Consider the following 25,546-nt stretch of genomic DNA (forward strand, 5'->3'; position numbering starts at 1 on the left):
CGAAGCCAGAGATGGTTTTTGATGCGGTTTTAAGAAGTTCTTTTATCAATCTACTTGCACGAGGTTTTGGTTATTTAAAAAATTTAGCCATAGCAATTCTTCTTGGGTTTTCCTATCAAACCGATGCTTTTTTTATGGCCTTATCTTTGCTCGGAGTTTTCATGATCTTTGTCGATGTTTTTGACTCAATAGGAGTGCCTAATCTTGTTTCAGCAAGACTAAAAAACCAGGAAGAATTTGAAAAATTAGCAGGGCTTTTACTGACTTTTACCACAATCTTAGCTTGTTCCCTTGCCTTATTGGCCATCGTTTTTTTTCCTGTCCTTCTTAAGGTTCCCTTTGGTTTTAAAAAAGAGGCGATTTACTATACAAAAGAATCCTACCTGTTACTTCTTCCTTATCTGTTTTTCTCCTTCTTCTTTCATCATTTTGGAGCGATTTTGAGAAGTTTAAGAAGGTTTACAGTTTATTTTATAGGAGAATTTATTTTTTCTTTTCTTAGTTTTGTTTGTATCATCATAGGACTTTACTTTTTTAGAGATTATAGGGTTTTGCCCATCAGTTGGTCTTTGTCTCAGTTTTTAGCCACTCTGTATATGGTGTATATGGCACGAGAGCATATAAAATTTAGGTTTTACATGGATGAAAACGTGCGACTTTTACTAAAGCATCTTTTCTATCTTACAGCAGTTTATAGTGTTTTTTATCTTTATATACTTGTTGATAGAGTCTTTGGATCTCTTTTGGGAGAAAAAGGAGTTTCTGCTCTTACCTATGGTCTTCTAATTGCTCACGCGCCAAAGGGAGTTATAAAATTTGAGCATATAGCTATAACTTCTCTTTCAGAAGTAGGAGGTGCATGGGAAAAATTAATTTTTTATACCAAAAAGCTTATCTTACTTGGAAGCGTTTTTGCTCTTTTTTTCTTTGTTTTTTCAGATATACTTGTAAGTCTTTTTTTTGGATATGGAGCTTTCACTAAAACAGATGTCTCTCTCACCGCCACTGCAACAAGATTTTATGCCCTTTCCTTACCTTTAGCTTTTCTCTGGCCAGTTTTTTACAGAACTTTTCAAATAAAAAATAAATTAGAAGCTGTCTTTTTTATAGCATTGGTAGGTATAATAGGAAATATTTTTTTTAATTACTTCTTTGTTGTGGTCCTAAAGCTTGGCATTATTGGTATCTGTCTTGGAACCTTTTTTGGATATATGGTACTTTGCGGACTATCCTTTTGTCTTTTAAGAAAACTTGACAACTAAAAATTCACTAAACTTGTTTATTGAACTACAAAAAATTGCAAGAATATGCGAGAATAAAAACGAGGCTAAAGGAGTTGCCTTTTGAGTTCAAAAAGTAAGAAATTTTGTTAAAAATTTTGTTAGAAGATGCTAAGATGTCATCTGGTCCTATACGCCAGATGATTTAGTTTTATGCTATATTAATCTGACATAGATTAAGCATTTATCTTAGAAGAAGACATAGCGACGAACTTCTCGAGCTTAAAGCCCTTATCGGAGTCTTTTCTTTCTCAGAAAGTAAATTTTGTGTCTTTTGAAAAGGCTTCTGAAAAATGAAAGAGGAAATACTCAAGGAGGGGATTCTCTGGATAGATTTGCAAAGCTCTTAGAAGATTTTGAAAAGGTTCTCAAGGCCTTAGAAGAAGGCTTAAATAAAGCCAAACAGATAAAGAACGCTCAAGATTACGCCATTTACCGAATTTGTGAAACTTAGGTTGAGAACCACACTAAACCCTACACAAGTCCATATAACAACCAGAAATATAAAAATACGAATGTCCAAAATGCGATATACTAGTGAGAGCCATTCTTTACCTTTTGCAGTCTTTACTGTATAATGTTCAAAAGGGGTTAAGCCTTGGGTGTCAGAGAAAGGTGGAAAGGGACAAAACCCATTGATATGCCTCCTGATTTAGTAGTAAAGACAAGCGAAGAAGTTCTAAGGAAAAACCCTAAGGTCCTTATTGTCTACCTTTTTGGTTCTTTAGCTAAAGACAAAGGTACCAAAGAGTCCGACCTTGATTTAGCTATCTATACCACTAAAGATTTTAGCTGGGATGACTACTATGACCTGTATGGAGAGCTAACCATAAAGCTTAGGTCTGACCGTCTTGACCTTATCTGGCTCAACATGGCTAATCCTATCCTTCAGTTTGAAGTAATTAAACATGGCAAAGTGCTTTTTTACAGGGATGTAGACATTCTAAACGATTATGAGCTCAAAGCCAAGAAAAATTATTACGATTATGTTATTTACCTTGAAAAGCACAGAAAGGCAAGCAAAGATGGTTTATAGAAAAGAAAGCCTCATCAGGAGATTGGAAAAGCTAAAGGAATACAGAAGGGACCTTTTAGATTTAGGAGAGCTGAGCTTTGAGGATTACATGAAGACTAGGTGGCTACACTACTCGGTAGAAAGGTTGCTTTTTCTCATAGCCGAAAGTATCCTTGATATCTTTGACCACATTCTGGCAAGCAAGTTCCAAGTGATAAGCGATAGCTATGAAGACATAATAAGAAACGCCTACAGCAAAGGTATTATAGACAAAGAGTTATTTGAAATGTTGAAAGGCTTAGGGGCTTTTCGTAATGTTCTTGCGCATGAATATCTTGAGCTATCCCACGAGGAGTTTACCAGAATTATCTGAAGATGAAAGGCTTAATAGGGCAATTAATAGAAAAGCTTGAAAGCCTGGTTGATAGTTTAAGCTTTAATTCTGATAGAGAGGTTTGATATGCCACATTGCCCGGTTTGTCAGACTCAGGTTGAAGCTTACACCGAGACCTACACAAGCCCTTATAACAAGCAGGAATACGAAAAATACGAATGTCCGCACTGTGAGGTTCACTGGTGGGAGCCGTTGTAGATAATCCCGGAGTTTTATGAGAGTGAGGTATTTGAAAGCTATATTGCCTTTCATGAAGCACCGAGATTAAGGATAGGTGAGAACCACAGAATGTTTTTTGAACATATTCCCAAGCACATAAAAGGCAAACTCCTTGATGTGGGCTGTGGCGATGGAGTTTTTCTAAAAGAAGCCCAAAGGCAGGGCTTTGAAGTCTGGGGAATAGAATTTTGACCGAAAAAGCGTAGAAATTGCTAAGAGAACCCTTGGCGTTGACACAATTTACGCCATGAGCCTTGAGGAGTTTTATGAATTTGCCAGAGAGAGAAACCTTAAGTTTGATGTTATTACCTTCTTTGAAGTCCTTGAGCATCAGGACAGACCCATGGACTTTTTAAGGATGGTAAGAGAGCTTTTGAAAGAGGGTGGCTATATGGCGGGAAGTGTGCCAAATAGGGAGAGTTTTTTTGCAGAGATTTTAATCAGGAAAGACTCCTTGATTGACTATCCACCTCATCACTTTTTGAGATTTTCTCATAAAGCTTTAGAGAATGCCCTGAAGCTTGCTGGATTCAGAGATATAAAAGTTTTCCAACCAGACTTTCCAAGAAAAGAAATTTATCTTTTTGTTGAGAAAAAACTTTTCGGTAACTTAGATAATAAATATAATATTAATTTAAGCTAGAAAAGAGAATATGAAAATACTTTTTATTTTCGGTACTCGTCCTGAAGCAATTAAGATGGCTCCTGTGATTAAAAAATTTGAAAAACATAACGAATTTGAAGTTAAAGTATGCGTCACAGCGCAGCATAGAGAAATGTTGGATCAGGTATTAAATTTTTTTGACATAAAACCTGATTATGATTTAAACATAATGAAACCAAATCAAACTCTTTACAATATAACAGCAAGTATAATTAAAGAATTAGAAAAAGTAATAAAAATAGAAAAACCAAGCCTAATATTTATTCAAGGTGATACTACTACTGCATTTGTAGGTGCACTTGCAGGGTATTATGCAAAAGCGAAAATAGCTCATATAGAGGCAGGTTTAAGAAGTTATAACAAATATTCTCCGTTTCCTGAAGAGATGAATAGAGTTTTAATTGGACATCTTGCAGATTACCATTTTGCTCCTACAAAAAAAGCAAAGGAAAATTTGTATAAAGAAAACATTAAGAAAAATGTTTATGTTGTTGGAAATACAGTAATAGATGCTTTATTTTTAGGTTTAGAAATTATAAAGAAAGAAGGTGAACAAAAATATTATGAATATTTTAATTTTATTGATTTTTCAAAAAAAATAATTCTTGTAACCGGACATAGGCGAGAAAGTTTTGGAGAGCCTTTTAAAAATATATGTTATGCAATAAAAGAAATAGCTGAAAATTATGACGATGTAGAAATTGTGTACCCTGTACATTTAAATCCAAATGTTAGAAAACCTGTGTATAAAATTTTAAAGAGTAATAAAAGGATACATCTCATAAAACCATTATCGTATCCTTATTTTATTTGGCTTATGAATAAATCTTATTTAGTACTAACAGACTCAGGTGGGATACAAGAGGAAGCTCCTGCCTTAGGTAAACCTGTTTTAGTTATGAGAGAAATAACTGAAAGGACAGAAGGTATAAAAGCGGGAACAGCTAAACTTGTAGGAACTGACAAGGAAAAGATAATAAAAGAAGTATCTGTCTTATTAACTAATGAAGTTGAGTATAATAATATGGCAAAAGCAATTAATCCTTATGGAGATGGAAAAGCAAGTAATAGAATAAGAGATATAATAAAAGAGGTACTTTGATATATGAAGAAAAAAATGTTGTATGTTATGCATATTGATTGGAATTGGATAAAACAAAGACCGCAATTTTTAGCTGAAGAATTGGCAAAATTTTATGATTTAACTGTTGTCTATACTTATGGGTATAGAAGAAAATTATTAGTACATAATCAAAAAAACAATATAAACAGGTTTGTTGCTTTATATAGATTACCTCACCAAAGGTTTAGAAATACTTTGTTTGGTAGGATCATTAATGACACAATTTTAAAATTGCAATTTCGAATGTTTGATAATAATTATGATTATGTTTGGTTAACTTCACCAACATATGTTAATTTTATAAAGAATAGATTTAAAAAAAGTAAAATAATTTATGATTGTATGGATGATAATATTGGAATAAAAGATGATATTGAAAGAAATAAAATTCTTAAATTAGAACATGAACTTCTTAGTATAGCAGATATAGTTTTTGTCAGTAGCGATAACTTAAAAAATGTAATAAAAAAAAGAGGCTACAAGAAAGAAATTTATGTGATAAATAATGCTATTTCTTCAGGTCTTATTCGTGAATTTGAAAATAGTTATATAAATACAGATAATACAGATAATAATTATATAGTTAAAAATAAAAAATATTTTAAACTGCTTTATGTTGGAACGATATCATATTGGTTTGACTTTGAAAAGATTTTAAAACTTTTGGATGATTTGCCTAATATTACCGTTACTTTAGTAGGTCCCTGTGAAGTCGATATACCTAAGCATAAAAGACTTATTTATAATGGGATTATACCTCATAGTAATTTATTATCATTTGTTAAAGATTATGATGTATTAATCATGCCTTTTATCTTAAATGAATTAATTTTGTCTGTAGATCCAGTAAAAATATATGAATATATTAGTTTTGGTAAAAATATAGTTTCAATTTATTATAAAGAGATGGAGAAATTTAGAAAATTTGTTTATTTCTATAATGATTATAAAGATTTAAAAAATACTATCGAATTTTTGACAAAAAATAATTATCTTAAATTTTCAAAACGGGAAGCTCTTCAGTTTCTCATGAAAAATACATGGGAAATACGGGCTAAAAATATTTTCCAAATATTGGAAGCTTATAAATGAGTAAAATATCCTGTGTTATCCATACATATAATTCAGAAAAATATTTAAGGGAATGTTTATCAAGTGTAGAATGGTGTGATGAAATTGTAATTATAGATATGTACAGCACTGATAGAACAATAGAAATTGCTCAAGAATTTGGAGCAAAAATTTATATGCACGAATATCTTGGTTATGCAGATCCTGCTAGGAATTACGGGTTATCTAAGTGTTCGTATGATTGGATCTTGGCTCTAGATTCGGATGAATTAATCCCGAAAAAATTGAAAATAAGATTGAAAGAAATAGCAGATAAAGATATTTTTGATGTAGTATTGATTTCAAGACGGAATTTCTTTTTTGGAAAAGAATTACTAGGAGGAGCTTGGGGATATGATCAAGATGTCATAGCGCGTTTTTTTAAAAAAGGATTTCTCACCTATGGCTCGGAAGTACATAATTTTATAAAAATAAATCCAAAAGCAAGAGTAGGTAAAATTATTGATAAAGAGTCATCCATAATTCATTTTAATTACAATAGTGTTCGGCATTTTATTGAAAAATTAAATACTTATACTGATTTCGAAACCTTTTCAACAAAATATAACTATAAAGGAAAACCTGCTATAAAGATACTCTATCATATTTGCCGTGAATTTTTTGGAAGATTTATATATAAAAAAGGATATAAAGATGGATGGATAGGTTTATATTTATCTTTGGCAATGGCTTTTTATCGGGCAACTGCAATTGCTAAAAGTAATTTACCTAATGAAGAAGAAGTTATTAAATTATATAAAGAACTTAGTAAAAATATTCGAGATACAAAAAATGACAATAAAGATAAATAAAATTTATATATTAAGTTTATTGTTGACATTTTACTCTTTACTTCCAGGGGTAGCAAAGGTTACAGGAAATAGCTTGTATTACTCTTTTTATATACCAATAATATTTTTTATATATTTAATTTTTAGGAAAAATAAATTATACCTATCACATATGGATATACCTTTTTTAATTTCCTTTTTTTTACTAATATTATACATACCAATATCCGTCTTTATTTTGAAAACAGTATCTTTGGAAGTTACTATTTTTGGTGTAGCAACTTTTTTAATACCTATGATTGGATACTTTTACAGTAGAATTATTCCGTTTAATTTTGTAGTTATATCAATTGTTTTTGTTGGTTTTGTTCATTCTCTTATAGCTATATTACTTTATGGTTTTTTCCCTTTACCCAGTTTTCTTGAAGATATAAGGTCAATTTTATATGAAGGAGTAATGGCTTTTAGAATGTCTAGTGTATCTGGTTCTTTAGTTTTAGGAGCATTAATGACAATAGTTTCAGTTTTTGTTTTAAATATGGTTATTTTAAGATTCAAAAAAGAGTATATTATTTTATTATTTATCTTTTATTTTGTTGATATATTTACAATGCAAAGAAGTGTTTGGATAAGTTTATTCATTTATAATATTTTAATACTTGCTTATCTTGCTATAAATCAAAATATCCAGAGCAAAAAAAAACTTTATTTAATTTTTCTGTTAATTATTTTTCCAGTTTTAATATTAATGATTATAACATCAGTTTTGGAATATTATATAGATTTTCTATTAGAGAGATTTGTTTCTCTTATAAAAGGAGAAGCAATAGAGGAGAGATCTTCATTATGGAGAAATGGACTAAATAACTTTTTATCAATTCCCTCTGGTACTGGTTTAGGTACTGTAGGACAAGTAAGAAGAATTCTTAATTTAGAAAATGATTATTTACCTGTTCTAGATGGAGATTATTTCAGGATATTGAGTGAAACTGGTATAATTTTAATTCCATTTTATATTAGATTCTTCATATACCTTGTATTAAGAGGTTTTTATTTATATAAAATGTCTATTAATAGATTAACGGTATATTTATCATTGCTGGGGTTAAGTATTAATATGATAGGATCAAATACAACAGAATTTTATTTTGTAAATTTTATTTATTGGTTAATGATGGGATATTTTTGGGACTCTAAATTTAAAAATTAAATTTAAAAATGTAGTTCAGTCGATAGGAGTATAAATGAAAATACAAAACAAAATTTATGTAATCATTGTATCTTACAATAAGGTAAATTCTGTAATTAAAGCAGTTGAATCTGTTATGAATAATGATTTAAACATAGAAATAATATTAATCGATAATAGTGAAAATATTAAAATATTCAATGGTTTGAAAAATAAATTAGAAATATATAACAACATATTTTTTATAAATAATAAAACAAACTTAGGATTTTCTAAAGCAGTTAATCAAGGAATTAAAATTGCTATAGAAAATAAAACAGATTATATTTTACTTTTAAACGACGACGCATATTTAGATAAAAATTGTCTCCCGTTGCTTATTAATGCTTTAGAAAAAGACAAAAAAGCATTATTAGCAGGACCAACCATTTTTTATGAAAAATATCCAAATAAAGTCTGGCATACGGGGGGGTATTTTAATAAACTAACTATGGGCATTGATATTCCTTATAAAAATAAAACAGTAGATTTTTCATTTTTCAAAATTCTTCAACCAAAAAAAGTTGATTTTTTAACTGGTTGTGTTCTTTTATTAAAAAAAGAAGCTATAGAAAAAGTTGGTTTTTTTGATGAAAACTTATTTTTTTACGGTGAAGATCTTGACTATTCTCTTAGAGTTAAAAAAGCAGGGTTCGAACTATTATGGGTACCTAATGCATTTGCCTGGCATGATATAGATATCATTAAATATAGAACCACACCATTTGTGCTATATAATTTAGCTAAAAGTAATGTATTAGTAAGAAAAAAATTGTTTGACAGATCTTTATTTTATTATTATTTAGTTTTACATTTTTTTCTTTATACTCCTTTTAGGATATATCAGATATTGAGAGGCTCTAAAAATTTTGAGTCTATTAAAGCATGGATAAAAGGAACAATAGAAGGATTGAAGAATGATTAGAAATATTGTTAATAAACAAAAAATTCTTTTTCTTTCTTCTCGGCTTCCATATCCGCCAATCGGTGGAGATAGGCTCAAGAACTACTGGTTACTTAAAATTCTTTCCAAACATTTTAAAGCTCATCTGGTGTCAATAGTTGAAGAAGAAATACCAAAGGAATTTTATGATTGGACAAATGAAATTGGAATTACATTTAAACTTTTTCCAAAACGAAAAACTCAATTTTATCTGAATGCTCTGAAATCACTATATAATGGTTTACCTTTACAGGTGAATTATTACTATTTCAAAGATGTTCAACAATACATAAATTCCATCTATACCGAATATGATCTGATTTTCTCAACACTTGTTAGAACTGCTAAATACGTTATGGAGTTAAATAAACCTAAAATTTTAGATATGGCTGATTCTATAGGCTTAAATTATAGAAGAAGTGCACAAAATACGAAATCAATACTTTGGAGATTTATTTATAGCTATGAAAGTGCGAAATTGTTAGAATTTGAGGAAAAATGTATTGAAATATTTGACAAAACTTTATTTTTTAATAGAGAGGAAAGAGAATTTTTTCTAAATGAAAATAAAACTGAATGGATCCCACATGGAGTAAATGAAGATCTACTAATTTACGAAAAGGTAAATCCAAATTACAAAAATTATGTTGCCTTTTTCGGAAAGATGAATTATCAGCCAAATATAGATGCTGTTTTGTGGTTCATAGATAAGGTTTTTCCACATTTAAATAAAAACATTAAATTTATTATAGTTGGAGCCTACCCTCCAAAAAAAATTACTTCCCTAAAAGATAAATATTCAGATATTGAAATTACTGGTTTTGTAGAAGATCCATATGAAATATTAAAATCTGCCTTGTGTGTTGTAGCTCCTATGAGAACAGGAGGAGGAATTCAGAATAAAATTCTTGAGTGTATGGCTTTGGGAACAGTTAATGTTGTCTCTTCCTTGGCAGCAAAACCCATAGGTGCCAAAAATATGGAACATTTTATAGTAGTTGACGACCCAAAGGAAATGGCAAATATAATAAACAATATCCATGCTCATCCTGATAAATATGAACACATCAAACGGAATGCGAGAGAATATATTAAAAATAACTTCACCTGGACCATTTATGAAAAAAAAATATTAAAGATTATTGAGGAGGTCTTATCATGATAATTCGGTCTTGTGCACCTTTAAGACTTGGGCTTGCAGGTGGGGGAACCGATGTAAGTCCCTATTCTGATTTATATGGTGGGGCAGTTTTAAATGCTACCATATCAATGTATGCCTATGCAACCCTTGAACCACGAGATGACGGAAAAATAGTTTTTAATTCAGTAGACACGCAAAAAAAAGTGGTGCTTGACTCAAATGAATACTTAGAAATTGAAGGCGAATTAGATCTTCTAAAAGGGATATACAACAGAATTGTAAGAGATTTCACTAAAACCCCCCTTTCTTTTGAACTAACAACTTATGTAGATGCTCCTCCTGGCTCTGGGCTTGGAAGTTCATCAACTCTTGTTGTCGCTGTTTTAGGAGCATTTGTAGAATGGCTTAGATTGCCGCTCGGAGAATATGAAATCGCACATCTTGCGTTTGAAATAGAGAGAAAAGACCTTAAAATGGCTGGAGGAAAACAAGATCAATACGCTGCAACATTTGGAGGGTTCAACTTTATGGAATTTTACGATAACGACAGAGTTATTGTTAATCCACTAAGAATAAAACCAGAGATTATTAATGAACTTCAATTCAGATTACTCCTTTATTATACAGGCACAAGTAGACTCTCTTCAAAAATCATCGAGGCTCAAATGAAAAATGTTATTGAAAAAAAGGAAAAGTCAGTTGAAGCAATGCATAAACTGAAGGAACAAGCTATACTCATGAAGGAAGCAATACTTAAAGGTGAACTGGATAAAGTGGGAGAAATTTTAGATTATGGATGGCAGTATAAAAAACAAATGGCAGAAGGTATTACAAATCCTGTGATTGAAGAAATATATGAGACTGCTAAAAAGGCTGGAGCAATTGGAGGAAAAATATCAGGCGCAGGTGGTGGCGGATTTATGATGCTTTATTGTCCAGAAAATACAAGGTATAAAGTAATTGAAGCATTGCAAAAATTTGGCGGAGAGTTCAGAAGATATCAGTTTACAAAATATGGATTGGAAACATGGAAGGCATAAACAATGGTCAAGGAAGCAATAGTCCTTGCTGGTGGACTTGGAACAAGATTAAGAAATGTTATTAAAGATATTCCAAAGCCCATGGCTGATATAAATGGCAAACCCTTTCTTGAATATGTTTTAAAATATTTGTCACATATGGAAATCAAAAATGTGGTTTTATCTGTAGGTTATAAACATGAATCGATAATAAATTATTTCGGAAACTCGTTTTTAAATTTAGGTTTAAAATATTCCATAGAAGAAAAGCCGTTAGGTACTGGAGGAGCTATCAAAAAGAGTTTAAATTTGATTAATTCTAAAGATGTTTTTGTTTTAAATGGAGATACTATTTTTTTAGTAGATTTAAGAGATTTTTACCGCTTTCATAAATCAAAAAAATCATTCGTTACCATAGCCTTAAAAGAAATATTAAATCCAGAAAGATATGGAAGTGTAGAAATTGATGAAAAAAGCAAGATAAGATCATTCTACGAAAAGGGTATAAAAAAAGATAAAACTTTGATAAACGGTGGTATCTACATTATTAATAAAGAGTTTTTTTTATCTCAAAATCTACCATATAAATTTTCGTTTGAAAAAGATTTTCTCCAAAAGTTTTATAAAGATTTTGATTTTTACGGATATGTTTCAGATGCTTATTTTATTGATATAGGAATCCCTGAGGACTATGAAAAAGCAAAAAATGAATTTGAAAAACTTTCACTTTGACAAAAGCTGGACTTTGTTTTTAGATAGAGATGGAGTTTTAAACAAGAAAATAGAAAATGATTACGTTAGAAGATGGGAACAGTTTGAGTTTTTACCTGGTGTTATCGAAGCGATGAAGATATTAAGAGAAGTATTCGGAAAAATTATAATTTTGACCAACCAAAGAGGTATAGGAAGAGGTTTTATGACAAAATTTTTTAAATAAAGTTTTAAATTGGGAGGTATTAAAAGTGGAAGAAAAAGTTGTTAAAGAGACCTGTAAAGATGAAATTGATCTTTATGAGCTTTTACTTGTTTTAAAGAAAAGAGCTAAATTGATAGGAGCTGTTGTTTTTGCTTCGGTTGTAATTGCAACGATTGCAGTGTTTTTAATGCCCAATATATACCAGGCGAGGGCTACTGTTTGGGTAGATTCGTTTTTAACACTAGCTTTGATACAGAGTTTGCAAACAGTTCAGTCAACGGAGCCTAAAAATGTTTTTCTTAGTCTACCAAACTCACCGCCAAACGCAAATAATTTAGCTCTTTCTATACTAAATAGTATAGAATTTAAAAAAAATGTTTTAAAAATTTTAGAGAGCTCCTATGGCAGTCTAAAAAAAATAGGACTTGATAACATAGATGAAGAAGATTTAGAAAAAATATTACAATCAAAGGTTGACCCAAAGACTCAGTCTATTATGATTACAGCTATTCATCAGGATAAAAAAATTGCAAAAGATATTGTATCGGCTGCGGTGGAGGAGCTGGACAGGGAGTTAAAAAGAGTTTCAGAAAACTATAAAACTACGTTTATTAAAAATCCAGATAAAAACAGGGAATACAACTTTTTTGTTTTAAATGTAATTGAAAAGCCTACATATTTTGACCAGCCAGTAAAACCTAAAAGGAGATTAATAATAGCTGTTTCCGCAGTTAGTGCACTTTTTGTTGGGATGTTTTTAGCTTTCATTCTTGAATGGTGGGATAACGCAAAGAGAACGAGAGCTAAGGGAAATAATTAATTATTAAAGATTCAAGGAAGGTGAAATATAAACTCAGTTATTCTTGCTGAAGGTCTTGGATGAGGCTTTATCCGGTGACTCAGGTTATCAATAAACATCTTCTTCCTATCTATTATAAGCTTAATAAGCTTAGCCAAAGGGTACAAACTCAGGAATACCTCAGGATTGTCTGTCCTGCCAAAATACCACGGTTTTTTGCGATGAGTAATGGTAAAATATGTAAAACACCTGAGATAGAAATAACGCACTGGAAAGATTAGATGAAACAAAGATTGATTTATTTTAATTTTTAGCTAAAATTTACCCATGCCTTATCTTATTCTTTCTTTTTTTGTAAGTTTTTTGCTTAGTCTGATTTTTATAAGAGTTTGTGTTGGGGTTGACCCAATCTGTGGGGTTCAGAAGTTTCACTGTCGGCCTGTGTCAAGGGTTGGTGGGGTTGCCATTTATTTGAGCCTCGTCTTTTTAGGCTTTGCCTTTTTTTATGGTAATAAAGATTTTACCTTAGACTACTTAAAAGTCCTGATATGTGCCTTTCCTGTTTTTATCGCAGGTTTACTTGAAGACTTGACTAAAAAGGTCTCTCCTAAAGTTAGACTTTTTGCCGGTTTTATTTCTGGGGCCTTGGTTATCGTCTTGTTATCTACCTCTGTTTCAAGGGTTGACCTTCCTTTTTTTGACGGGCTTTTAAAAATAGCTTTTGTAAGCTATGTTTTTACCGTTTTTGCTGTAGCAGGGGTTGCCCATGGGTTTAACATCATAGATGGGTTTAACGGACTTGCCTCAGGGGTTGCCTTGATGAATTTTTTGGCTTATGCTTATGTTTCTTTTCTACACAACGATTTTTTTCTCCTCTATCTTAGCTTAGGCTTTTTTGCAGCCACCTTAGGGTTTTTTCTCTGGAACTATCCTTTTGGGTTGATTTTTCTTGGGGATTGCGGGGCTTATCTTCTTGGGTTTGCTAATGCCTTGCTTGCTGTTCTTATGGTTGATCGATATCTTGAGGTTTCCCCCTGGTTCCCTTTCCTTCTCTGTGCTTACCCTGTCTGGGAAACCCTTTTTTCTGCGTATAGAAGAAAATTTTTAAGAGGGTCTTCTCCTTTTCAGCCAGATCCTCTTCATTTTCATACGTTGATTTATAAAAGGGTAACCCAAATCTTTTTAGGAGATGAATCCGAAAGATTACTTAAAAACGCCCAAACAGCCCCTCTTATCTGGATTATCCATTTTATTTGCTATCTACCAGCCATCTTTTTCTGGAAACATACCCTGGTTCTCATTTTGTTTTTTCTGTTTTTTGTTTTTCTATACCTTTGGGTTTACTTTAAAATCGTCAAGTTTAAGTTTCAACCTTTGTTTAAAAATCGCTCTAAGTAAACCAAAAACCGCGTAATCAAAACTTGTATTCAAAACTAAATTTTTATGCCAAAAACTTTATCTGAGGCTTTAAGCACCTCATCTACTGAGATAGATCTTAAACACTCATAGTGGTTATACGGGCAGGTTCTTTTAAAACAGGGACTGCAAGGCATTTTATGGTGTAATACGATAGCCTTTGGGTTTAGAGGCCCTGTTTTTTGGGGATCTGTTGAGCCAAAGATGGCAACTTGAGGTATCCTTAAGGCTGCAGCAAGGTGCATAAGCCCTGAGTCGTTAGAAACCACCGCTTTAGCTAACACAAACATGCCTGCAACTGCTATTAAGTCAGTTTTGCCACAAAGGTTGTATACTCCTTGCAAATCTTTCTTGATAAACTCACCTACCTCTTTTTCTTTTTCTCCACCTGCAATTACCACAACAAACCCTTGTTTAACCAGCCTTGAGGCAAGACTCTTATAATATTCCTTAGGCCACATCTTGGCTTGCCCATAGGCTGCACCAGGTGCAAGGATCACAAAGGGATTTTCTCCTGTAGGTTTTAAGAGGGTTTTTGCTTTTTCGATAGCCTCTTCTCCCAGAGGTAAGACAAGGTCTTTATACTCACAAGGAAGACCCAAGGTTTTTAAAAGGTATAGATAGTAGTCCCTTTGATGGAGCTTTTGTTTAGGTGGTTTTATGGCCTTAGTTAGTAAAAAACTTCTTAAGTCCTTGGCATAACCCCATCTTTCTTTAAGCCCTGCCCTAAAAAACAACCAGGCTGAGGAAAAAGAGTTGGTTAAAAGAAGCCCTGTTTCGTTTTTAAAGGGTTTTAGAGTTTCAAGGTTTTGCGAGGTGTTGCCTTTTTCATAATGGAGAAGGCCTACGTTTGGGAAAAACTTAAAAAGGCTTACAAGAGGTGGTGGACCAAAAAGATAGATTTTGGTCTTTTGACTGAGGTTGTAGTAAACAGGGGTTGCCATCAAGGCATCGCCTAACCAGTTAGGAATGCGCACAACCATAAAAAAGCCTCTTCACCACCAGGGTTGCATAAGAACCTTTTTCTAAAAAGAAGATAAGTTTGATCTCTTGGTCGTTTAGTTTTTCCCAGACTAAGTTTTCTGGAAAGATAACTGCTGGTCTGGGATAGGTTTTAAAAACCATACCTTTGATAAAACTTCTTAGTTGCGTTAGGTCTGTAAATCCTTCCTTTTGACAGACCTTGTCATAAAATCTTCTGAGGTCAAAAGGTGAGTTGTTTAACTCAAGACGCAGTTTAGGTGAGGGAAGAGGAAGCTTTAAGTTTTTGAGAATTTTCCATTGATCCTCATTAACCTCACGGTAAAAGAAAAATTCTCCTAACAGATAGGGAGCCTTAAAGTGGTTTAGGCCTAACTCTTGCAGTATCTCTTTTAATATCTCGTTCCAGAGATAGCTCTGGTAGGCATTACCTAAGAAAAACAGGTATTCCCGGTCTACCAGGTTTAAAGCCCTTTTAAAGGTTCGTTTAGAGGGTTTATGCTCTGACAAAAATTTAAGCAAGTTTTTCTCCCAGGATAGATGGGCAAACTCTATACACCTTTTAAAATCTCTCCAGTGTTTTTTTAGGCAGTCTCTAAGTTTTCTAGTTTTTTCTATCTCTGAGGGGCTTGCCTCAGCAAGCATAAGATAAAGTGCCCTTTCGTAGTTTCCTTTGATGATCTCTTTTGCAGCAAACTCCTTAGAGGATTTGACTGAACCAAATCTCTGGTCGTCAAAATAGTTGGCTATCCCATAGGTCTGGATAAGTTTAACTTCTTGGTCTAATCTCTTAGGGTCAATCGGGAAGTTTTTTACCCTTATCTCAAAGCGATTCCCTAAGAGAAGGTTTTTGGACATGGGTTTGTTGGTTTGGCCTAAATAAGTCAGTTCAAATTCCCTGGTTTTTATGTCTTTTTTGGGACCGTTTTTGATGGTTATAAACTGCTGGGCTATGGCTTTTTTATCCTTTAGCCCTCCAAACCCTATAGAATCCATCGGAATTCTGATGAGCTTGGCTATTTTTCCTAAGGCATCCCAGGTAGAAACGTTGTATTTTTTTAGCAAGTATAAAGAATATTCCCCTTTCCCCTCAGGGAAGATTTCTGCAACCTCTGATACGATAAAATCTTCGATGTTTTCTTTTATTTTTATCATGGCTTACCTCAAGATAACTCTTTCCAATATAGCATAGAAGTGCGGTTTTAGTAAGGTGGTTGTTTTATGCTTAAAAGGTATTAAATTTAAAACACGATACTTATACACGAACATAAATTTGCAGGGAGGAAAGATAAGCCGATGATTACCAAGCTTTTGTCCAAGATTGTTGGGACAAAAAACGAAAGAGAGTTAAAGAAGATAAGGCCTATCGTTGAAAAGATAAACAGCTTAGAACCTGAAATCAGAAAACTTTCTGACGAGGCACTTTCTCAAAAAACCATAGAGTTTAAACAGAGATTAGAAAACGGGGCAAGTTTAGACGACCTTTTGCCTGAGGCCTTTGCGGTGGTGAGAGAGGCTGCAAGAAGGGTTTTAGGGATGAGACACTTTGATGTGCAGCTTATCGGAGGTGTGGTTTTACATCAGGGTAAAATTGCTGAGATGAAAACAGGAGAAGGAAAAACCCTGGTTGCCACCCTTCCTGCCTATCTTAACGCCTTGACAGGAAAAGGCGTTCACATCGTTACTGTAAATGACTATCTTGCTAAAAGAGACGCTGAGTGGATGGGTCCGGTTTATAGATTTTTAGGTTTAACTGTAGGGTATTTACAGAACCAGATGGATGATGAAGAACGGAAAAAAGCCTATCAGTGTGATATTACCTACGGAACTAACAGCGAGTTTGGTTTTGACTACCTAAGAGATAATATGAAGTATTCGTTAGACGATATGGTGCAACGAGGTCATCACTATGCCATCATAGACGAGGTAGACTCAATCCTTATAGACGAGGCAAGAACTCCTCTTATCATCTCAGGACCTTCTGAAGAATCTACCGATATTTACTATTTTATAGACGAAATCGTAAGAAAGCTGAAAAAGGACATACATTTTACGGTAGATGAAAAGACCAAAAATGCTACCCTAACTGAAGAAGGGATTGCTGAATGTGAAAAACTTTTGGGTATAAAGAACCTTTACAACCCTCGTTATGTTAGGTTAGTCCATCATATCCATCAGGCCTTAAGGGCTCATCATCTGTTTAAAAGAGACGTAGACTATGTGGTGAAGGATGGAAAGATCATCATCGTGGATGAGTTTACAGGAAGGCTCATGCCAGGAAGAAGATGGAGTGATGGGCTTCATCAGGCTATAGAGGCAAAAGAGCGGGTAAGGATAGAGGCAGAAAACCAGACTTTGGCGATGATTACCATCCAAAACTATTTCAGGATGTATGAAAAACTTGCAGGAATGACCGGAACGGCTGAAACCGAAGCGGCAGAGTTTAAACAGATCTACAACCTTGACGTGGTGGTTATCCCTACCAACAAACCGATGATAAGGATTGACTATCCAGATGTGGTTTTCAGGACACAGAAGGAAAAGTTTGAAAAGGTAGTAGAAGAGATAGAAAACGCCTACAAGCAAGGAAGACCGGTGCTTGTTGGTACTACCAGCATAGAGAAAAGCGAGCTTTTATCTAAGATGTTAAAGAAAAGGAAGATTCCTCATCAGGTGCTTAATGCCAAACATCATGAAAAAGAGGCAGCTATCATCGCTCAGGCAGGAAGATCCTATGCAGTTACCATCGCAACCAACATGGCTGGTAGAGGGGTAGACATCCTTTTAGGTGGTAATCCTGAAGGGCTTGCTAAGGCTCAGCTTGAGGCTGAAGGCTATGACCTTTCTGAGATAGACGAAAGGGCCTGGAACGAAGTTCTGGCCATGGCAAAACAGGGCTTAGATCCAACAGAAAAGTATAAGGATTACTGGGCTAAGGTGCTTTATGAAAAATATCTTGAGTGCCAGAGAGACGCAGAAAAGGTAAGAGCACTTGGTGGACTTTATATTATAGGTACAGAAAGGCATGAATCAAGAAGGGTTGACAACCAGTTAAGAGGTAGGGCAGGAAGACAGGGTGACCCAGGGGCATCCAGATTTTTCTTATCGCTTGAAGATGACCTTTTAAGGCTTTTTGGGTCAGATAAACTAAAAGGCCTTATGGAAAAAATAGGCCTTCCTGAGGGTGAGGCTTTAGAGCATCCCTGGTTGTCAAGGGCTATAGAACAAGCTCAGAAAAAGGTAGAAGCCTATCACTTTGAGATAAGAAAGCATCTCCTTGAGTATGATGACGTGATGAACCAGCAAAGAGAGACCATCTATGCTCAGAGAAAAGAGGTTTTGAAAAGTGATTCGGTAAAAGGCTGGATAGTATCTATGATAGAAGAAACTTTGCAGGAGCTTGTAGAAGACACATTTTTAGAAAGGAAGGAACTTACCCAGGAAGATTTGCAAGGTCTGGTAGAAAGAATAAAAGAGATTTTTGCCTTTAACGTAGCCTTTGCTGAAGGTAAACACTCAAAGGACAAAGTTTTAGAGTTTTTAAAGAACACCCTGTTAGAGGTTTACGAAAATAAAGAAAAGGTCATAGGTCCTGATAACATGCGGGCTATCGAGAAGTATTTCTTACTAAACACCATCGATACCCTTTGGAGAGAACATTTACTCATGCTTGACCATCTCAGAGATAGCGTAGGCTTAAGAGGGTATGGGCAGAAAAACCCGCTTCAGGAATATAAAAAAGAGGCCTTTCATCTTTTTGTAGAACTTATGAGAAAGATAAGAGAAACCACCCTTTCCTATCTTTTCAGGGTGGAGATAAAAGAGGCAAAAGAGATAGAGGAGGTCCTTGAGTTAGAGGAAGAAGTAGATACTCAGAAGTTAGAATATAAAAGAGAAGACGTGTTTGAAGAAAAAGAGACCTCTGAAAAACCTCAGCCGGTTAAGGTGCACAAGGTCGGAAGAAATGATCCTTGCCCCTGCGGGAGTGGTAAGAAGTATAAAAAATGCTGTGGTAGAAACTTAGAAGAGGGGGTTAAAGATGAAATGTCCTAAGTGTGGTTATGTGTTTTCTGAGGAGTATACCCAGTGTTTACGATGCGGGAACAGTATGACCCTTATCCTTGAAGTTTTGGGCCACTTCCCTCGCCCTGCTAACGAGCCTTTCTTATCGATTGATGACTTTGAAGAAAAGCCCTCTATCCAGGAAGGAATTTCTATAGGAGAAGAACCTAACACAGAAGAAAAACCACCTAAAGAAATTGATTTTAAATTTCCCGAATAAACGAAATAGGATTTATTTTATTTAAAAAATCTTAAGGGAATCTATCCCCCCAGAAGTCTTTTTTAGTCCCTTCAGCAAGTTCTTTGGTTTCAAGTAAAGCCTTTTGATAATAAAGAGAAGCTACCTTTTGGGCTTGTTGATAGACATCGGTGTCAGAAAAGTTGTTAAGGATGTAAAGCACCCGGTTATAAGCTGCCCGATAGTATCCTAATTTGTAGTAGAACTGCGCTACATAAAATTCATGGGTAGCTAACTGTTCTCGGAGTTCCTTAATCCTTTTAGCAGCCTCAGCCCTGTAAGGGCTCTTGGGATAGTTTTGCAGTAATCTTTCATAGGTTTCTATCGCCTTTTTGGCATAAGATTGATCGCGGTCATAACTTAGCTTAAGCTTATAATAGCATGTGCCTATTTGAAAAATCACATAGGGGATGGCCTCGTTGTTAGGATAAAATTTTTCAAAAGACTCATAAAGGGAGAGTGCCTCTAAATATTCTCCTGCCCAAAACTTGGAGTCAGCCATCCTGAGCTCAGCCAGGATGGCCTGAGGACTTCCTGGATACATATCGCTTATTTTTTTGTAGTATTCATAAGCTAAATCATAACTTCCTCTGTTAAAAAGCCTCTCAGCCTCTCTTAAAAGGGTTGCTAAGTCTTCTTCCTCTTCTTTATCTGCTTTCTTAGAAACTTCTTTTTCTAACCTTGAGGTAAGCTGTGAGCCAATCTTAGAGATAGTTCCACAACCATAAAGACCAAAAAGCAGTCCAAAAACTAAAAACCAGCAAAGGATAATGGTTAGATTGTTTTTTTTATCCATATCATTTAAGCTAAGACTTTATTTAAGGCGTTTACTATGGTGTTTTTAGAAACCGCACCTACGATTACCTCTACAGGTTCTCCGTTTTTAAAGATGATAAGGGTAGGGATGGCTCTTATTCCATATTTCCCTGGAGTAACCGGGTTTTCGTCTACGTTTAACTTCATCACCTTAACTTTCCCTTCAAACTCCTCAGCCAACTCATCTATGATAGGTGCAATCACCCTACAAGGACCACACCAGGCAGCCCAAAAATCTACCAGCACAGGAATAGGAGATTTAAGAACCTCGGTTTCAAAAGTCTCATCAGTTACCTTTGGTGCCCCCATGTTACCCTCCTTTTAGTATTTTAGTAAATAAATACACTACCTCAAAAACCTAAAACTGCAAGAACCCTCAACTCAAAAATCCTCTTTTTAATCCCAAGAAAAACTTTTTTAGTACAACCTCCAGTTCCTTGTTGACCCTTTCGTTTTTTAACAAAAAGTAGTTATAAGCCATCACAGCCGGGATAGCACAGAAAAGTCCCATGGCGGTGTTGATAAGAGCCTCTGCAATGCCAGGAGCAACGGTAGCTAAGCTTGCACTTCCTTTTAATCCGATGTCATGAAAAGCCTTCATGATGCCCCATACTGTCCCAAAAAGTCCTATAAAGGGAGCCACATTGCCAGTAGTTGCAAGAAAACCTAACCCATGTCTTAGGTTTAAAAGCATCCGTTCCTTTTCTAATAAAATTAAATCTTCAAGCTCTTTTTCAGCAAAGGTGATTTTTAACTTCTCATCAGAGATTTTAGGTTGATTGTTGCGAAAATAATAATCATAGATTTCTCCAAAGCTTGCTACCAACCTTTTTATACTCTTTGAAATCATGTTCTGGTCTAAGGATTTGACCATTTTGATCAAACTAACAAAGTCTCTGGTGTTTTCGAGGTTTCTGTTAAAGTCTGAAAGTTCGTTGATAAAAGCTCTATATCTGAAGTAGTTGGCAAAGATATAATACCAGCTCTGGACGCTAAAAAAGACCAGTACCAAAAGTACAGCCTTACCAACGTATCCTGTTTGCCAAAAAAGCTTCCAGAATTCCATTTAGCCTCTCCAGATTAATTCGTTGATGCCTTTTTCTATTTTTAAGAAGTTTTTTAAATACGTCAACCCTTTTAAAGAGTTTTCTTTGAAATCAAAGCTGTGTTCAGTTACATAGGTTTCTACATGAAGTTTTATGACCTTTTCGTCAAGTTCCTGGGCGTAAAACTTTAATAAGGGTAAAACTTCTTCCCAGTTTTTTTGAGCCCAAAGAAGGCTTTCTCTAAAGGCATTGACAAGTGTTTGTTTTACCTCAAAAGGAAGGTCTTTTTTGATAAAAAAACCTCCCAAAGGCACCGGAGCTTCAGTTTGTTTTTCCCAGTAATCTCCAAGGTCGCATATCTTGTAAAGACCGTATCTTTGATAAACAAACCTGCCTTCGTGTATCAAAACCCCAAGCTCGGTTTTGTTTTCTAACAGATAAGGGATAACCTGGTCATACCGAATAAACTCTTTTTTTATTTCTCCCTGATAAAAAAAACGAAAAAGCAGATGAGCGGTGGTATGCTCCCCTGGTATAGCCACAGTAAGCTCAGGGAAATCTTCCAAATCATAAGGTTTTAACCCCACAACCAAAGGCCCAACCCCAAAACCCAAGGCTGCCCCTACAGGCATAAGGTCATACCTTTGATAGAGTTTATCCCAGATGGCAAAAGAGGTCTTGATAACAGAGATTTCTCCAGCTAACCCTAACTGATTAAGGGTTTCTATGTCTTCAAACCGGAAAGCTAAGTTTATACCAGGGTCTACCTTTTTTAAGATAAGCCCAGACAAGATAAAAACATCGTTTGGGCAGGGAGAAAGGGCTATCTCTAAAGCTTTTTCAGGCATAAAACCACCTCTCTTAAAACTTTAGAAGCAACCTGAAAATCCCAGGGTTTATCAGGACTGTCTAAGAGATTACTTATTACCCTAATTTCTAAGAGGGCAACCTTAAATGTTTCTGCAGCCTTGGCTACTCCAAATCCTTCCATATTCTCCGCAATCACGTTAAACTGGTTTCTAAAAAAAAGACTTCTTTCAGGGTCATAAGAGGTAGCACACACCGTAGCCATAGGACCAACCACAGGCCTAAATCCTTTAGCTTTAAGCAAGTTTTCTGCCCTTTCGGTCAAAACCGGGTTAAACTCTATCTCTCTTTTTACTTTTAGTTTATCTGGTAGGCCTTCATAACGGTCTTTATGGCGCCTTCCAAAGTCAACCCATACCTCTTTTGAGGCAATGACTATGTCTCCTTCCTTTAATCCGGTATCAGGATACCCTCCCGCCCATCCGATAAGAACAAACCTTTGGTTGGGTAGTCTTTGAAAAAGAAGCATAGAGGAGAGAGAGGCTTCAACCAACCCTATGCCTGTTAAACCATATTTTACGTCTAAACCAGAAAGGGAGGAAGCTTCAAACTCTGAAGGGATAAGGAAAAAAGATTCTTTCATCACAGCCCCTTTACCTCAAGTTCTTCTAACTCAAGGCTATCGTCAAGATAAACCACCTCAGCCTTTATCCCTAAGTCCATCAGTTCCTCCACAAAAAAATCCACTTCATTGCATCTGATAAGATTCCCCTCAGAATAAAAGGGAAGAAAAATCCTCACCTGAGGCGGGTTTATTTCTAAAGCCTCTACCTCTATTTTAACCCCTTCAGGCAATCCTTTAAACCGTTCTTTGAATAGTTTTTTGGTAAAAAGCTTTAAATCTTTAAGACTTTTAAAACCCTTTTTCATCCTGCGATGTCTGTTGCTGGTTGATTGTAAAATTCAAAAAACATTTTACCTTTAAAAACAAAAACTATCAATCAAAGAGGCAATATAAAATTAAGACCTATAGAATGAAATGCTACGTAGGGACTTCAGGTTGGAGCTATTATTCTTTCAAAGGAATTTTATATCCTTTAGAATCAAAACCTAAGGATTGGCTTTCTGTCTATGCTAATCATTTTAACACCGTAGAGATTAACGCAACGTTTTACAGGCTTCCTTCTGTTAAAACCTTAGAAAAATGGTATCAAGAAACCCCTGCTGATTTTGTCTTTTCAGTGAAAGCTCCCAAGGTTATTACCCATGTAAAACGGTTAAAAGACATCTCCGAAGACCTAACAGAGTTTTTGAAAAGGGTAAGTGCCTTAAAGGAAAAGGCTAAAGTTCTTTTGTTTCAGCTTCCTCCTTCTTTAAGGTTTGATAAGGATTTGATAGAAAGTTTTTTAGAGGTGCTACCTTCAGATTATCAGATAGTTATCGAAATAAGAAACCAGTCCTTTCATAACGAAGTATTTATAGAGTTACTTAAGACAAAAGGGGTGTGCCTTTGTTTTTCTGACTGTGGGGTGAGATATCCTTCGTGGTATGAAGTCCAAACTGCTGATTTTTTGTATCTAAGACTGCATGGAAGAAAACAACTTTATGTTTCTAAGTATGAAGAAGATGAGTTGCAAGGTTTGGTTGAAAGATTAAAAAAGTTTGATGTAAAGGAGATCTGGGTTTACTTTGACAATACAGCTTTAGGACATGCAGTTTCAGACGCTTTAACCTTTAAAAGGCTTTTGTCATCAACTTAAGATTCTTCCTCTTCTTCAAGTTTTTTGTAAAGTTTAAAAAGATGAGGTATTTCTTCATCTTGAAACAGGACTTTGATTTCTACAAGTTCTGGCTTGATTTTAAGGAAGATATCTACCAGTTCTGGATCAAATCGTGTTCCCTTTTCGTTTTTGATCACCTGAAAGGCTACATCATAAGGTAAAGCTTTTCGGTAAGGTCTTTTGGAGGTAAGGGCATCAAATACATCCGCGATGGCAACGATCCTTGCAAAAAGGGGAATTTTTTTACCTTTTAAACCAAAGGGATACCCTCTGCCGTCCCATCTTTCGTGATGGTAAAGGGCAATTTTCTGTGCAGCCTTCAGGTATTTTAAGTTAGAACCTTCTAAGATCTGGGCTCCAATTACCGTATGGAGTTTCATTATCTCCCATTCTTTTTGAGTAAGAGGTCCAGGTTTGAGTAAGATTTTATCTGGGATACCTAATTTCCCTATATCATGGAGGGGAGAGGCATACTGAAGGATTTCTATCTGGTCCTTAGAAAGGTTTAAGGCCTCTGCGATTTTTGTACAGTAAAAGCTTATCCGGTGGATATGAGCCCCGGTATGTTCGTCTCTGTATTCAGCTGCCCTGGCAAGTCTTTGGATGAGTTCTAACGAAAGCCTTCTTATCTCTTCATGGGCTTCGCTTAGGCCTAAATAGATTTTTTGTAGTTCTCTAGTTTTTTGGATGACTTCTTTTTCAAGGTTATGCTGGTAGTTTTTAAGAAATTCCCGGTATTTTTTGTTTTTGCTTAAGGTTTTAATCCTTACAAAAAGTTCTGGGATAAATACCGGTTTGGTTAAGAGGTCGTCTGCCCCTGCGGCAAGGCACCTCATCTTGGTCTCTAAGTCGTTTACTCCTGTGATGATGATTACCCCTATGTCAAAGGTTTTATAGTCGTTTTTGATGATTTTGCAAAGAGAAAGGCCATCTAACCCTCCTGGGAGCAGGTAATCTATAAGGGCAATGTCTGGGTCTACCTCTTCAAGTTTAGCCAAAAATTCCTGCCCAGTCTTAGCAGAAAAAACCTGAAATCCCTCTAAACTTAAAACCTCAGAAAGAGAAGCTCTTATCTGGTCGTCATCGTCTACCAGAAAAACTTTGGTGTTTTTGGGGTCCTCTATCTCAGGTAAAAACATTTCTCCGCTTCCTTAATATCTTCCAAAGTGTTCAGGTTTAAGAAGTTCCTGGGGTTTATATAAGAGTCCTCTAAGGTCAAAACCCTTCCTTTATCTATAAGATAATTGAAAAGCCTAAAAAGGCTATACTTGGGAGAAATTTTTATAAAAATTTCTATCTCTTCGTTTAGCCACCCAGGATAAATACCTGGAAAGGGTTTGATTTTGTCTTCTCCCTTAGAAAGAATCACAAAACTATGGCAAAAAACTTCTGAGAGGGAGATTAACCAGTTAAGAAACTCAGGCTCTACTAGAGGCTGGTCTATTGCTAAGAAAAGAATGGTCTCATTCTTAAACTTAGAGACTACAGACCATATCCCAGAAATAGGCCCTTCGAGCTCAGGATGTTTATCTAAGATAAAATCGATCGTTTGTAGAGGAACGTTTAGCCTTTGTAAAACCTCTGCTATTTTTTGGGCTTGGTCTGTGTTTTTTACTGAGAAATATACGGGCAGGTTAATCTTTTTAGCGATGTTAAATACCCAGTAGGCTAAAGGTTTCCCTAAAAAGGTCTTTAGAGGCTTATCTCCTCCTATCCTTTCTCCTTTTCCTCCGGCTAATACCACTACTTTCATCAAG

The 25,546-nt window shown here is 34.9% G+C and carries 32 protein-coding genes; 22 read left to right on the forward strand and 10 right to left on the reverse strand.

From position 1 onward, the window contains the following. From H529_RS0104690 to H529_RS0104780, 19 genes are all read left to right on the forward strand, one after another. Positions 1–1,262: lipid II flippase MurJ (locus H529_RS0104690; RefSeq protein ID WP_022855388.1), on the forward strand; the 1,262-nt coding region annotated here is incomplete at its 5' end. Between the two features lie 283 nt (positions 1,263–1,545). Next, positions 1,546–1,734: a hypothetical protein gene (locus H529_RS0104695; RefSeq protein WP_022855389.1), complete on the forward strand. Its 189-nt coding sequence runs from the start codon at positions 1,546–1,548 to the stop codon at positions 1,732–1,734. Positions 1,735–1,878: 144 nt separating this feature from the next. Beyond that, the gene (gene mntA / locus H529_RS0104700) at positions 1,879–2,316 is read left to right on the forward strand and encodes a type VII toxin-antitoxin system MntA family adenylyltransferase antitoxin (protein WP_022855390.1); all 438 of its coding nucleotides are present in this window, start codon (positions 1,879–1,881) and stop codon (positions 2,314–2,316) included. Continuing rightward, positions 2,306–2,668, forward strand: a complete 363-nt coding sequence (gene hepT / locus H529_RS0104705) for a type VII toxin-antitoxin system HepT family RNase toxin (RefSeq protein WP_022855391.1) — start codon at positions 2,306–2,308, stop codon at positions 2,666–2,668. Before mntA ends, hepT begins: the two co-directional genes overlap by 11 nt. A gap of 87 nt (positions 2,669–2,755) precedes the next feature. Continuing rightward, a complete protein-coding gene (locus H529_RS12090) occupies positions 2,756–2,887 on the forward strand; it encodes a hypothetical protein (protein WP_281166816.1) in 132 nt (43 codons plus the stop codon). A 90-nt stretch (positions 2,888–2,977) separates the two neighbouring features. After that, the gene (locus H529_RS11995) at positions 2,978–3,100 is read left to right on the forward strand and encodes a methyltransferase domain-containing protein (protein ID WP_022855392.1); all 123 of its coding nucleotides are present in this window, start codon (positions 2,978–2,980) and stop codon (positions 3,098–3,100) included. 16 nt (positions 3,101–3,116) lie between these two features. Continuing rightward, entirely contained in the window at positions 3,117–3,551 is a 435-nt protein-coding gene (locus H529_RS0104720; RefSeq protein WP_340371399.1) for a class I SAM-dependent methyltransferase, read from the forward strand. 10 nt (positions 3,552–3,561) lie between these two features. Next, entirely contained in the window at positions 3,562–4,674 is a 1,113-nt protein-coding gene (wecB, locus tag H529_RS0104725) for a non-hydrolyzing UDP-N-acetylglucosamine 2-epimerase (protein ID WP_022855394.1), read from the forward strand. A 3-nt stretch (positions 4,675–4,677) separates the two neighbouring features. Continuing rightward, complete coding sequence (locus H529_RS0104730) at positions 4,678–5,787, forward strand: glycosyltransferase family protein (RefSeq protein ID WP_022855395.1); 1,110 nt, start codon at positions 4,678–4,680, stop codon at positions 5,785–5,787. Continuing rightward, complete coding sequence (locus H529_RS10160) at positions 5,784–6,617, forward strand: glycosyltransferase family 2 protein (RefSeq protein ID WP_022855396.1); 834 nt, start codon at positions 5,784–5,786, stop codon at positions 6,615–6,617. Before H529_RS0104730 ends, H529_RS10160 begins: the two co-directional genes overlap by 4 nt. 232 nt (positions 6,618–6,849) lie before the next feature. Continuing rightward, positions 6,850–7,806 carry a hypothetical protein gene (locus H529_RS0104740; RefSeq protein ID WP_144241975.1) on the forward strand — a complete coding sequence of 319 codons (957 nt, stop codon included), beginning with the start codon at positions 6,850–6,852 and terminating at the stop codon, positions 7,804–7,806. Positions 7,807–7,840: 34 nt separating this feature from the next. Next, positions 7,841–8,749 (forward strand): glycosyltransferase family 2 protein, encoded by a 909-nt coding sequence (locus tag H529_RS0104745; RefSeq protein ID WP_022855398.1) that lies wholly within the window; start codon positions 7,841–7,843, stop codon positions 8,747–8,749. After that, complete coding sequence (locus tag H529_RS0104750) at positions 8,742–9,929, forward strand: glycosyltransferase family 4 protein (RefSeq protein WP_022855399.1); 1,188 nt, start codon at positions 8,742–8,744, stop codon at positions 9,927–9,929. The genes H529_RS0104745 and H529_RS0104750 overlap by 8 nt, the downstream gene beginning before the upstream one ends. Continuing rightward, complete coding sequence (locus H529_RS0104755; RefSeq protein ID WP_022855400.1) at positions 9,926–10,948, forward strand: GHMP family kinase ATP-binding protein; 1,023 nt, start codon at positions 9,926–9,928, stop codon at positions 10,946–10,948. The genes H529_RS0104750 and H529_RS0104755 overlap by 4 nt, the downstream gene beginning before the upstream one ends. Before the next feature lie 3 nt (positions 10,949–10,951). Continuing rightward, positions 10,952–11,659 (forward strand): nucleotidyltransferase family protein, encoded by a 708-nt coding sequence (locus H529_RS0104760; RefSeq protein ID WP_028843058.1) that lies wholly within the window; start codon positions 10,952–10,954, stop codon positions 11,657–11,659. Next, entirely contained in the window at positions 11,634–11,864 is a 231-nt protein-coding gene (locus H529_RS10980; protein WP_158506230.1) for an HAD-IIIA family hydrolase, read from the forward strand. The genes H529_RS0104760 and H529_RS10980 overlap by 26 nt, the downstream gene beginning before the upstream one ends. 25 nt (positions 11,865–11,889) lie before the next feature. After that, the gene (locus H529_RS11210; RefSeq protein WP_022855402.1) at positions 11,890–12,663 is read left to right on the forward strand and encodes a YveK family protein; all 774 of its coding nucleotides are present in this window, start codon (positions 11,890–11,892) and stop codon (positions 12,661–12,663) included. 59 nt (positions 12,664–12,722) lie between these two features. Beyond that, positions 12,723–12,923 carry a hypothetical protein gene (locus H529_RS11830; protein WP_022855403.1) on the forward strand — a complete coding sequence of 67 codons (201 nt, stop codon included), beginning with the start codon at positions 12,723–12,725 and terminating at the stop codon, positions 12,921–12,923. A gap of 46 nt (positions 12,924–12,969) precedes the next feature. Next, the gene (locus H529_RS0104780) at positions 12,970–14,040 is read left to right on the forward strand and encodes an MraY family glycosyltransferase (RefSeq protein WP_022855404.1); all 1,071 of its coding nucleotides are present in this window, start codon (positions 12,970–12,972) and stop codon (positions 14,038–14,040) included. Between the two features lie 35 nt (positions 14,041–14,075). On the opposite strand, the gene waaF is transcribed toward H529_RS0104780, so the two are convergent. Both waaF and truD read right to left on the reverse strand, forming a co-directional pair. After that, the gene (waaF, locus tag H529_RS10170) at positions 14,076–15,041 is read right to left on the reverse strand and encodes a lipopolysaccharide heptosyltransferase II (protein ID WP_022855405.1); all 966 of its coding nucleotides are present in this window, start codon (positions 15,039–15,041) and stop codon (positions 14,076–14,078) included. Next, on the reverse strand, positions 15,022–16,194 hold the full coding sequence (gene truD / locus H529_RS0104790) for a tRNA pseudouridine(13) synthase TruD (protein WP_022855406.1): 1,173 nt from the start codon (positions 16,192–16,194) through the stop codon (positions 15,022–15,024). The genes waaF and truD overlap by 20 nt, the downstream gene beginning before the upstream one ends. A gap of 141 nt (positions 16,195–16,335) precedes the next feature. Here truD and secA point away from each other — a divergent pair, with 141 nt between their 5' ends. Continuing rightward, a complete protein-coding gene (secA, locus tag H529_RS10175; RefSeq protein WP_022855407.1) occupies positions 16,336–19,092 on the forward strand; it encodes a preprotein translocase subunit SecA in 2,757 nt (918 codons plus the stop codon). After that, positions 19,079–19,321: a hypothetical protein gene (locus tag H529_RS0104800; protein ID WP_022855408.1), complete on the forward strand. Its 243-nt coding sequence runs from the start codon at positions 19,079–19,081 to the stop codon at positions 19,319–19,321. Before secA ends, H529_RS0104800 begins: the two co-directional genes overlap by 14 nt. Before the next feature lie 31 nt (positions 19,322–19,352). On the opposite strand, the gene H529_RS10180 is transcribed toward H529_RS0104800, so the two are convergent. The 6 genes from H529_RS10180 to H529_RS0104830 form a co-directional block, all read right to left on the reverse strand. Beyond that, positions 19,353–20,135: an outer membrane protein assembly factor BamD gene (locus H529_RS10180; RefSeq protein WP_022855409.1), complete on the reverse strand. Its 783-nt coding sequence runs from the start codon at positions 20,133–20,135 to the stop codon at positions 19,353–19,355. A gap of 5 nt (positions 20,136–20,140) precedes the next feature. Further along, entirely contained in the window at positions 20,141–20,464 is a 324-nt protein-coding gene (trxA, locus tag H529_RS0104810) for a thioredoxin (RefSeq protein WP_022855410.1), read from the reverse strand. 67 nt (positions 20,465–20,531) lie between these two features. Beyond that, positions 20,532–21,221: a MotA/TolQ/ExbB proton channel family protein gene (locus H529_RS10185; RefSeq protein ID WP_022855411.1), complete on the reverse strand. Its 690-nt coding sequence runs from the start codon at positions 21,219–21,221 to the stop codon at positions 20,532–20,534. Continuing rightward, the gene (locus H529_RS10190; RefSeq protein WP_022855412.1) at positions 21,222–22,049 is read right to left on the reverse strand and encodes a 1,4-dihydroxy-6-naphtoate synthase; all 828 of its coding nucleotides are present in this window, start codon (positions 22,047–22,049) and stop codon (positions 21,222–21,224) included. Then, a complete protein-coding gene (locus H529_RS0104825; RefSeq protein ID WP_022855413.1) occupies positions 22,031–22,651 on the reverse strand; it encodes a phosphorylase family protein in 621 nt (206 codons plus the stop codon). The genes H529_RS10190 and H529_RS0104825 overlap by 19 nt, the downstream gene beginning before the upstream one ends. Continuing rightward, positions 22,651–22,938 carry a hypothetical protein gene (locus H529_RS0104830; protein WP_022855414.1) on the reverse strand — a complete coding sequence of 96 codons (288 nt, stop codon included), beginning with the start codon at positions 22,936–22,938 and terminating at the stop codon, positions 22,651–22,653. The genes H529_RS0104825 and H529_RS0104830 overlap by 1 nt, the downstream gene beginning before the upstream one ends. Positions 22,939–23,042: 104 nt before the next feature. On the opposite strand from H529_RS0104830, the gene H529_RS0104835 reads away from it, so the two are divergent. Next, positions 23,043–23,768 carry a DUF72 domain-containing protein gene (locus H529_RS0104835; protein ID WP_022855415.1) on the forward strand — a complete coding sequence of 242 codons (726 nt, stop codon included), beginning with the start codon at positions 23,043–23,045 and terminating at the stop codon, positions 23,766–23,768. On the opposite strand, the gene H529_RS10195 is transcribed toward H529_RS0104835, so the two are convergent. Both H529_RS10195 and H529_RS0104845 read right to left on the reverse strand, forming a co-directional pair. Beyond that, positions 23,765–24,928 (reverse strand): HD domain-containing phosphohydrolase, encoded by a 1,164-nt coding sequence (locus H529_RS10195; protein WP_022855416.1) that lies wholly within the window; start codon positions 24,926–24,928, stop codon positions 23,765–23,767. The two genes, H529_RS0104835 and H529_RS10195, sit on opposite strands and share 4 nt — an antisense overlap. After that, entirely contained in the window at positions 24,910–25,542 is a 633-nt protein-coding gene (locus H529_RS0104845) for a molybdenum cofactor guanylyltransferase (protein WP_022855417.1), read from the reverse strand. Before H529_RS0104845 ends, H529_RS10195 begins: the two co-directional genes overlap by 19 nt. Positions 25,543–25,546 lie beyond the last annotated feature (4 nt).

Source organism: Thermodesulfobacterium thermophilum DSM 1276 (genome assembly GCF_000421605.1).
In the GTDB taxonomy this organism is placed as follows: domain Bacteria; phylum Desulfobacterota; class Thermodesulfobacteria; order Thermodesulfobacteriales; family Thermodesulfobacteriaceae; genus Thermodesulfobacterium; species Thermodesulfobacterium thermophilum.

Coding starts and splice junctions, on each gene's coding strand:
- hepT (WP_022855391.1), top strand. CDS start 2,306: ATGGTTTATAGAAAAGAAAGCCTCATCAGGAGATTGGAAAAGCTAAAG.
- H529_RS12090 (WP_281166816.1), top strand. CDS start 2,756: ATGCCACATTGCCCGGTTTGTCAGACTCAGGTTGAAGCTTACACCGAG.
- H529_RS11995 (WP_022855392.1), top strand. CDS start 2,978: ATGTTTTTTGAACATATTCCCAAGCACATAAAAGGCAAACTCCTTGAT.
- wecB (WP_022855394.1), top strand. CDS start 3,562: ATGAAAATACTTTTTATTTTCGGTACTCGTCCTGAAGCAATTAAGATG.
- H529_RS0104730 (WP_022855395.1), top strand. CDS start 4,678: ATGAAGAAAAAAATGTTGTATGTTATGCATATTGATTGGAATTGGATA.
- H529_RS10160 (WP_022855396.1), top strand. CDS start 5,784: ATGAGTAAAATATCCTGTGTTATCCATACATATAATTCAGAAAAATAT.
- H529_RS0104745 (WP_022855398.1), top strand. CDS start 7,841: ATGAAAATACAAAACAAAATTTATGTAATCATTGTATCTTACAATAAG.
- H529_RS0104750 (WP_022855399.1), top strand. CDS start 8,742: ATGATTAGAAATATTGTTAATAAACAAAAAATTCTTTTTCTTTCTTCT.
- H529_RS0104755 (WP_022855400.1), top strand. CDS start 9,926: ATGATAATTCGGTCTTGTGCACCTTTAAGACTTGGGCTTGCAGGTGGG.
- H529_RS0104760 (WP_028843058.1), top strand. CDS start 10,952: ATGGTCAAGGAAGCAATAGTCCTTGCTGGTGGACTTGGAACAAGATTA.
- H529_RS10980 (WP_158506230.1), top strand. CDS start 11,634: ATGAATTTGAAAAACTTTCACTTTGACAAAAGCTGGACTTTGTTTTTA.
- H529_RS11830 (WP_022855403.1), top strand. CDS start 12,723: ATGAGGCTTTATCCGGTGACTCAGGTTATCAATAAACATCTTCTTCCT.
- H529_RS0104780 (WP_022855404.1), top strand. CDS start 12,970: ATGCCTTATCTTATTCTTTCTTTTTTTGTAAGTTTTTTGCTTAGTCTG.
- waaF (WP_022855405.1), bottom strand. CDS start 15,041: ATGGTTGTGCGCATTCCTAACTGGTTAGGCGATGCCTTGATGGCAACC.
- truD (WP_022855406.1), bottom strand. CDS start 16,194: ATGATAAAAATAAAAGAAAACATCGAAGATTTTATCGTATCAGAGGTT.
- secA (WP_022855407.1), top strand. CDS start 16,336: ATGATTACCAAGCTTTTGTCCAAGATTGTTGGGACAAAAAACGAAAGA.
- H529_RS0104800 (WP_022855408.1), top strand. CDS start 19,079: ATGAAATGTCCTAAGTGTGGTTATGTGTTTTCTGAGGAGTATACCCAG.
- H529_RS10180 (WP_022855409.1), bottom strand. CDS start 20,135: ATGGATAAAAAAAACAATCTAACCATTATCCTTTGCTGGTTTTTAGTT.
- trxA (WP_022855410.1), bottom strand. CDS start 20,464: ATGGGGGCACCAAAGGTAACTGATGAGACTTTTGAAACCGAGGTTCTT.
- H529_RS10185 (WP_022855411.1), bottom strand. CDS start 21,221: ATGGAATTCTGGAAGCTTTTTTGGCAAACAGGATACGTTGGTAAGGCT.
- H529_RS10190 (WP_022855412.1), bottom strand. CDS start 22,049: ATGCCTGAAAAAGCTTTAGAGATAGCCCTTTCTCCCTGCCCAAACGAT.
- H529_RS0104825 (WP_022855413.1), bottom strand. CDS start 22,651: ATGAAAGAATCTTTTTTCCTTATCCCTTCAGAGTTTGAAGCTTCCTCC.
- H529_RS0104830 (WP_022855414.1), bottom strand. CDS start 22,938: ATGAAAAAGGGTTTTAAAAGTCTTAAAGATTTAAAGCTTTTTACCAAA.
- H529_RS0104835 (WP_022855415.1), top strand. CDS start 23,043: ATGAAATGCTACGTAGGGACTTCAGGTTGGAGCTATTATTCTTTCAAA.
- H529_RS10195 (WP_022855416.1), bottom strand. CDS start 24,928: ATGTTTTTACCTGAGATAGAGGACCCCAAAAACACCAAAGTTTTTCTG.
- H529_RS0104845 (WP_022855417.1), bottom strand. CDS start 25,542: ATGAAAGTAGTGGTATTAGCCGGAGGAAAAGGAGAAAGGATAGGAGGA.